Origin of the sequence: Sporosarcina sp. P25, from assembly GCF_002743235.1 — a bacterium.
Classification (GTDB): domain Bacteria; phylum Bacillota; class Bacilli; order Bacillales_A; family Planococcaceae; genus Sporosarcina; species Sporosarcina ureae_B.
The window spans coordinates 1-6,805 of sequence record NZ_PDYV01000036.1 but is presented as its reverse complement, the minus strand read 5'-3'; the positions used below and the strand labels follow the sequence as shown (position 1 = coordinate 6,805).

Here is a 6,805-nt window from a genome sequence, read left to right as displayed (position 1 = left end):
GTTATATGACGTACTATAACCATTATCGCGGGCAGTGGAACTTGAAAAAGCTGCCGCCTGCAGAATACAGACGACAGCTTCAACAAGCAGCTTAGGCTTTTTTTATAATTGTCCTTTACAAAGGGTACATTTTAGTTCAGGTGGGTTTTTAAATTAATTCAATTCTTTTACTGCTTTAATCGCTGCATCATAGTCTGGGTGGTCAGTCGCTTCACTTACATACTCAACATATGTGACTTTGTCATCACGATCGACAACGAAGATCGAACGCGTCAATAATCGTAATTCCTCAATCGCTGTACCGAATGCTGTACCAAATGAAAGATCGCGATGATCAGAGTATAAGTGTAAATTTTCCACTTTCGCGTTTTCTTTAAAACGCCCCTGTGCAAACGGAAGATCACAAGAAATCGTCATGACTTCGACATCGTCACCGAGTGATGTGGCTTCATCGTTGAAACGCTTAGTCTGGATGGAACATACACCTGTATCAACAGAAGGCACTACACTGATCAAACGTACTTTACCTTTTGAATCGTCAAGTGTAACAGGATTCAAATCATTTGCAAGCACTGTGAAGCTCGGTGCTTGATCTCCAACTTTCACTTCTGAACCTAACAGATGAATCGGATTATCTTTGAATGTAACTTGTACCATAACTAACCACTCCTTTTAATCTAGTGTACTAAACCGTAGGGTCTTCATGCAACTGATGGTGTTCAGGATGAATGATTTTCTGCACTTCTTTTCTTTCGAATGTTCGTTCATGAACCACCACCGTGTCGGCAAAGACGTCATGAAGAGCTTTCTTTTGAGGTAAGAACAAGACAAGCAAATACAGAATCCACAGCATTTGTGAAATGAAACGACCGAAACCTTCTCTAAAAATAACAGAGCCCCAACTTAATTTCTCTCCATTTGATTTCATCACACGAATTCCCATGATCATTTTCCCAACGGTCTGCCCTGCTATTTTCGTCATCAAGATAAAATACAACAATAGCAAGACAAGTACTGTCACTTTATACGGACTGAATAAAAAGGCAGAGGGCTTGGTGATCGCCATATCAAGTACGCGGAACACCGGCTTGACAAAGATGCCGCTAATTGCGGAAATGACCAGCATGTCGATTAAAAATGCCCACAGTCTGATCCAGAAGCCTGCATATTTTGGCACGAGCGTCTGTTCAAGTCGCACGGTTGGTTGCGTATCCAGCAGTTCATTCGTCATTATCGTTTCCCTCCTTCTTATTCACCGTATAAATACATCATGCGTGGTGCTGTATTTTCAGTCAGTATTTTTTTCATAATTTGTGATTCGACATCTCCATTAAATACATTATGGGCTTTCATGGAAAGAATTGCTTTCAAATTAGTAGGCATTCCATATTCGAATACTTCTGCTTTTTCCAAGTGATAATCTTCTTTCATAGCAGAAATAACAGCTGGCAGCTTACCATAATCATCCGCAAGTCCCGCTTCGATCGCTTGACGACCATTCATGACGCGTCCATCCGCGACTTTACGGACAGCCGCTTCTGACATACCGCGTCCGTCTACAATAATATCAACGAAACGCTTATACGAATCGTCAATCATTTCCTGAAGCATTGCACGTTCTTCAGGTTTCATCTCTCGAGTCGGACTCATCATGTCTTTATATGGACCTGACTTGATCGTCGGGAATTCCACGCCGTATTTTTCTGCCAACTTTCCGTAGTTAATCGATTGCATGATCACACCGATTGAACCAGTCAATGTTTCAGGATGAACATAAATTTTATCTGCAGGAGCTGAAATATAATAGCCTCCTGAAGCCGCCATGCCACCCATCGCGACGTAGACCGGAATTTCTTTCGATTCTTGAATTTCTGTAATCGCATCATAAATATCCGATGACTCCAACACACCGCCACCTGGTGAATTAACAGAAAGGACAATTCCTTTCACCGTGTCATCACTTGCTACTTCATTCAACTGCGTCATGAATTGCCGATGATTGTATTCCGCTCCACTAAAGAGGGTCGCTTCACCAACATCTTGTATGACACCATCCACTGTCAATACCGCAATTCGCTCATTGATACTTCCTTCTTCTACCACTGTCTCTTGTACTTGAGTCTCCATCAAATTGATTTCGTTGACGAAACTGTTCCAGTCTCTCGTGAAGACCCATGACATCGCATTAATACCAACCGACACAATGATCAATGTGGCAGCTACTGCTACAGCAATCCATCTTTTTGCATTCATACTATATTTCCTCCTTTGTCCACATCTACTTATACGTTCCCAATCGTCCAAATGTTTCATTCATGCTACACTTATTCTATTAACTGAAAAAGGAGATGATTCAAATGATTTCTCTACATACTATTTTTCTCTTCAGTCGTTTGGACGAAGACACCGTCCATAAAAAACACGTTATTGCTCAACGCCTTAAAAAAGAAGGCTTCAACTTAACAGAAGATCATGCCAAAGCCAATGTAGTTATCAGTATCGGCAGTGACGGCACCTTCCTACAAGCCGTTCGTAAAACCGATTTCCGTCAGGACGTTCTTTATCTCGGAGTATCCGTAAAAGGAGCACACGGCGTATATTGTGATTTCCAATTCGATGATAGTAGTTCTCTTGTACACACACTACGACAAGCAACGATAGAAGAGCGCCGTTATCCTCTCCTGGAAGTGTCGATTAATCAGCAGAATCCGTTCTTATGCCTGAATGAATTCAGCATACGTTCTACCATTATCCGCACATTTGTCATGGATATTTACATCGATGATTTATTGTTTGAAACATTTCTTGGCGACGGCATAATCATTTCCACGCCAACAGGTAGTACAGCGTATAATAAATCCGTTAAAGGCGCTGTGATTGATCCGCGACTCCCTTCTTTCCAAGTGACAGAACTTGCATCGGTTAATAATAATCGCTACCGCACACTCGGCACGTCGTTCATTTTAAGTAATGAACGACAGCTGACACTCAATATCCAGCAAGAAGGCAATGAATTCCCGTCTATTGCAACAGATAACGAAGCACTCGGTATCAAACAAGTAGAAAAAGTAGAAGCACAACTAAGCAAGAAAGTCATTCGTACCGCAAAACTTCCAAATAACTCATTCTTCGAGAAAGTCCAACGTACGTTCTTCTGAAGTAAAACAAAAAGGACTGTCAAATGTCAGAATAAAACGACTCTTGACAGTCCTTTTTATAGCTTACCGACTACATCATTTTTGATTTTGCTCTTTTTTGCGCAACTCAATACGCATAATTTTTCCTGAAGATGTTTTTGGCAACTCTTCTAAAAACTCAATCTTACGAGGATATTTATAAGGTGCTGTCAGTTCTTTGACATGATCTTGTAACTCTTTTACGAGTTTTTCAGTTGATTCCAATGTATTATCACGTAAGACGACAAATGCCTTTACAACATTTCCGCGTTCAGGATCAGGACTTGCGACTACCGCGCACTCACGAACTGCAGGGTGCTTGGTCAACGCATCTTCCACTTCGAACGGTCCAATCGTATACCCCGAGCTCACAATGATATCATCGCCTCGGCCTTCAAACCAGAAATAGCCCTCTTCATCTTTTTTCGCACGGTCTCCAGTAATATAATAATCCCCTCTAAATTGCATCTTCGTACGTTCAGGATCATTCAAATATTCTTGAAAAAGTGCAGGCGTGGATTTATGAACAGCAATATCACCCACTACACCCACATCCGCCGGTTTACCTTCATCATTAATGATTTCCACAATATTCCCCGGTGTAGGTTTGCCCATTGATCCCGGACGCGCTTCCATTCCAATCATCGTACCGACAAGCAATGTGTTCTCTGTTTGTCCATATCCATCACGAACAGAAAGCGAAAACTGTTTTTTGAAAATATCAATGATACTACGATTTAACGGCTCTCCCGCTGAGACAGCACTTTTCAAAGAGGCTAGTGAAAACGTATTTAAATTTTCAGCTTTTGCTATAAATCGGTATTCAGTCGGTGTACAACAAAGAACATTGACTTGGTACTCATCCAATAGCTGTAAATATTTTTCTACATTAAATTTACCGCTATAGACTAAACCAACCGCACCGCTTCCTAGAACAGATAAGAACGGTGTCCAAATCCACTTCTGCCATCCTGGTGCTGCTGTAGCCCACACTATATCATGCTCTTCAATACCTAACCAGTTCGGTGCAGTCGTCCGCAAATGTGCATATCCCCAGCCATGTGTATGTACTACACCTTTGGGCTTGCCTGTCGTACCAGATGTATACGATAGAAACGCCATATCGTCGCTAGAGGTATCACAAGCGGTAAACTCTGACGAAGCATTCTTTTCTTGTGCGGTCAGGGAGATTTCCCCTTCTTTTGCTTCACCGATAATATAGACGGTCACTTTATCTAAATTTTCCACGTGTTCAAGTTGATCGGTAAACGCATCAAATGCAATAATCGCTTTGGCGTTACTGTGTTCAATTCGATATTCAATTTCGGAGGAACGTAACATTTCAGAACTAGGGATCACAACAAGTCCTGCCTTTAGTGCGCCAATGTATGTCACATACGCTTCAATCATGCGTGGCACCATGACCAGCACTACATCACCTTTTTCCAAGCCACTCGATGTCAGCACGTTCGCTGTACGGTTAGCCGCTTGGATGAGTTCATCATACGTTACTTGTTGTACTTGATTTTGCTCATCTACATAAATTAGCGCTTTTCTGCCATCACCTGTTGCATATTTTTCGAATTCAGAAACAATATTATAGCGAGCGGGCGCAAGTAGTTCTTCTCGGTTCATTTCCATTCCCCCTATTATGTACTACTACAAGTATACAAATAGAATAGCGAAATTTCAAAACATTATATACTTTTTCTCAGTATACTGTTTGGATATGTATACTATGAGGTTTTTTAACTTGGTGAAGAAATGAAAGAAGAGGATAGGCTGAACGGGGAAACGCGAGGGGATTTGTGCTTCGTAGGGGACGCTTTCCTGCGGGCATGGCTTGAGGTTGATCTATTGTTGTTCAGTGAAGTTAGAATTATGTTTATTTGAACTTGAACCTAAATAAGTTTGAAACCGAACTCTATTTCACACACCATTTACAATGAGTGATCTAAATATAAGCACTTCCAAAGTAGGATTGAAGCGGAAGCTGGGGCGACCATAGGCGTCAACTTAATGAATAGTTAATCGGTTGTATGATTTGAAATGAAGTTTTTTTAAAAAAACTTTATTATTTTTAGACTTTCGAGTTTCGCTCCTATTTGTTTCGGGTATATATTTATAACAGGATTTGATTTTATGCATGCCAAATAAAATTCATTTCCCCCTATTTTTTTCTTTAGGTATTCCAACCGATAGGACTCGGTTCTTTAATATTTTTCCTTCCAATTGAACGAAGGATTCTTTCTAGACTTTCTAGGGTGTTTTGCCAGACCGTTTCATCACGGGCTCGCCAAAGCACCCATATTTTTTTGCCAACTTCTCGCATTGTGATCTGTTCACTCAAAATCAACCCTTCGTTTTTCCAGAAATGAATACGGAATTGGTAGGTAATCAATGTACTGAGAAGCAGCCTAATCAGCTCCACGTACAGATGAGATTGCCATCTTTCTATCTTCATTCTTCGAAAGTGCGCTACTTTAAAATCACTTTTCCACGATCTAAACAGAAGTTCAATTTGCCATCGATATCGATACAATGCGATAATTTCTTCCGCTGGGACTGTGGGTGGCAGATTGGATATCATCATGGAAACTCCTGACAAATCTCTGGATTTTTGTTTGATGATTCCTGGCTTTGTCCGGTTACGCACCGCGATTTTCTGGTCTTGACGACTTTGTTCCTTTTGGGTCATACGATATAAAATTAAGCGTGTGGGAATCTTGGAGTTGGCCCCCATATATACAAGAGGATATTCTTTATACTCTCCTCGGTTGATCGAAGGGAAAACACTTTCTATTAACAATCGTTCATATGCATATTTCTGCATAAGAGACCCGTCTGGATGGTACTGTGGGTTGGGATGGAGGGTATGGAATTGTGTATCGGCTTTGGCGCGAGAAACAAAGAACGCTTCCTTCTCATTTATCCCTTCTAATATCTTGAATTTAAAGTAGCCTAAGTCTTGTAAAAACACGTCATTCTTTTGTAGGTTTTGTAATCTATCCAACCCAGCAGGACCATCACCTGCTTTTCCTGGCTGTAAGTTGATATACAAAAAGCGCCCCGTGAGTAAATCAAATTCTATCTGGATTTTCACGCCAGCTCCCACACTTCCAGGATAGAATTCACTACAGTCCATAGATAACGTCACAGTAGTTCCATCTAATACTCGTATAGAGCGAAAAGGAATACTACTTCTAAACGGTATGGAGCTAAGCTCCAATGTCAATTGCGCATCATATAGAAGTAAGAATATTTTTTGTAAGAATAGTACCATAGGTTGGTTAATTCGTTTATTCAATGCCTGTTTGGATAAGTGAATATCGGAATTACCTAGGTCCCCACACATACCTGTTAATGAAAGGGTAGATAGCACGCCGGGTTTAGTGAAAATCATGTTTAAAAAAGAAATAAGCGTGAACTTCCGATTTCGTTGTATAAATTTTGTTTCTCTAGCTAAATCGTTCAATTCTTTTGGGTGGCAGAAGCTGAAATAACTGTTTTAATTGATAAACTGGATGATGCGGCTTCATAGTAGACTCCTCCTTTATTGGTTTTACTCTATAAATACCAACAAAGAAGGAAGTATAACCCTATATTTTTTCTTAAGTTGACGCCTATGG

At 40.6% G+C, this 6,805-nt stretch carries 6 protein-coding genes and 1 pseudogene; 2 read left to right on the top strand and 5 right to left on the bottom strand.

The features are described 5' to 3' along the window. A partial coding sequence (locus CSV70_RS16980) for an IS3 family transposase (RefSeq protein ID WP_369802589.1) occupies nucleotides 1–95 on the top strand: 95 nt, incomplete at its 5' end. A 58-nt stretch (nucleotides 96–153) separates the two neighbouring features. On the opposite strand, the gene tpx is transcribed toward CSV70_RS16980, so the two are convergent. From tpx to sppA, 3 genes are read right to left on the bottom strand one after another with little or no spacing between them, the layout of a single operon-like run. Next, on the bottom strand, nucleotides 154–657 hold the full coding sequence (tpx, locus tag CSV70_RS16150) for a thiol peroxidase (RefSeq protein ID WP_085131224.1): 504 nt from the start codon (nucleotides 655–657) through the stop codon (nucleotides 154–156). 28 nt (nucleotides 658–685) lie between these two features. Beyond that, nucleotides 686–1,231: an RDD family protein gene (locus CSV70_RS16145; protein WP_233191836.1), complete on the bottom strand. Its 546-nt coding sequence runs from the start codon at nucleotides 1,229–1,231 to the stop codon at nucleotides 686–688. A gap of 17 nt (nucleotides 1,232–1,248) precedes the next feature. Beyond that, the gene (sppA, locus tag CSV70_RS16140; protein ID WP_099629583.1) at nucleotides 1,249–2,253 is read right to left on the bottom strand and encodes a signal peptide peptidase SppA; all 1,005 of its coding nucleotides are present in this window, start codon (nucleotides 2,251–2,253) and stop codon (nucleotides 1,249–1,251) included. A 104-nt stretch (nucleotides 2,254–2,357) separates the two neighbouring features. On the opposite strand from sppA, the gene CSV70_RS16135 reads away from it, so the two are divergent. Next, nucleotides 2,358–3,158 carry an NAD kinase gene (locus tag CSV70_RS16135; RefSeq protein WP_085131227.1) on the top strand — a complete coding sequence of 267 codons (801 nt, stop codon included), beginning with the start codon at nucleotides 2,358–2,360 and terminating at the stop codon, nucleotides 3,156–3,158. Nucleotides 3,159–3,233: 75 nt separating this feature from the next. Here CSV70_RS16135 and mbcS read toward each other — a convergent pair whose 3' ends face one another. Both mbcS and CSV70_RS16125 read right to left on the bottom strand, forming a co-directional pair. Then, nucleotides 3,234–4,811, bottom strand: coding sequence for an acyl-CoA synthetase MbcS (mbcS, locus tag CSV70_RS16130; RefSeq protein WP_099629582.1), 1,578 nt, complete (start codon nucleotides 4,809–4,811; stop codon nucleotides 3,234–3,236). Nucleotides 4,812–5,358: 547 nt separating this feature from the next. After that, nucleotides 5,359–6,660: pseudogene (locus tag CSV70_RS16125) on the bottom strand (IS4 family transposase); the annotation flags it as partial. Between the last annotated feature and the right edge of the window lie 145 nt (nucleotides 6,661–6,805).